The organism is Streptomyces jumonjinensis (assembly GCF_009600885.1).
GTDB classification, from domain to species: domain Bacteria; phylum Actinomycetota; class Actinomycetes; order Streptomycetales; family Streptomycetaceae; genus Streptomyces; species Streptomyces jumonjinensis.
In genome coordinates this window covers 4,499-5,216 of the sequence record NZ_VCLA01000194.1, presented here as the reverse complement: position 1 = coordinate 5,216, position 718 = coordinate 4,499, and the positions used below count along the sequence as shown (strand labels likewise).

The window sequence follows — 718 nt, the reverse complement described above, 5'->3', positions numbered from 1 at the left end:
GCATCCGGGGCGGCCTCACCGAGGAAGAACGCGACGCCCTCCACAGCAGGCTGCCCCAGCGCGTCGACTACGCCCGGATCAACGCCACCTTCGCCGGCGGTGACGTCCACCTCAGCCGGGCCGAGCGCCGCGCCGTCGCCCGCGACGCTTACCAGGCGGGGATCCCGGCCGACCGGCTCGCCCGCCTGCTGAAGATCACCGTGGAGCACGCCAAGAAGCTCTACCGCCACGCCGCCCGCGAGATCAGCCACCGCAACACCAAGACCACCAGGACCGCGAAGGCGGCACCCATCACCCCAGCGAAGACCCCGGCCCGCGCCGACCTCGGGACGGCCGCGTGAGCGCCCCGGCGCCGATACCGGCGCACGCCACCACCGCCTGGGACAAGGTCGCCGTCGTAGCCCTCGGCAGCGCTGCCTGCGCTCTCTCGTACGACGCCCTCCAGCAGATGGCCGCCTCCATTCACATCCGGGGAGCCCTCACCTACCTCTTCCCCCTGATCATCGACGGCTTCATCGCCTATGGCGTCCGAGGACTCCTCGTCCTGCGCACCGCCCCCTTCACCGCCCGGCTTTACGCCTGGACCCTTTTCGGCACTGCCTCTGCGGTCAGTATCTGGGCCAACGCCCTTCACGCTGTACGCCTCAATCAGCAGGGCCCGCCCGGTACCGGGCTGAGGCTGGAGGACGTCACGGTCGGTGTGCTCTCCACGGTCGCT

Annotated in this window: 1 protein-coding gene and 1 pseudogene; both read left to right on the top strand. The window is 70.8% G+C overall.

What is annotated here, in order from left to right; genetic code table 11:
• A pseudogene (locus tag FF041_RS32455) lies at positions 1-341 on the top strand (WhiB family transcriptional regulator); the annotation flags it as partial.
• The coding region (locus FF041_RS38325; RefSeq protein WP_323393356.1) for a DUF2637 domain-containing protein at positions 338-718 on the top strand (381 nt) is incomplete at its 3' end. The pseudogene FF041_RS32455 and the gene FF041_RS38325, both read left to right, overlap by 4 nt.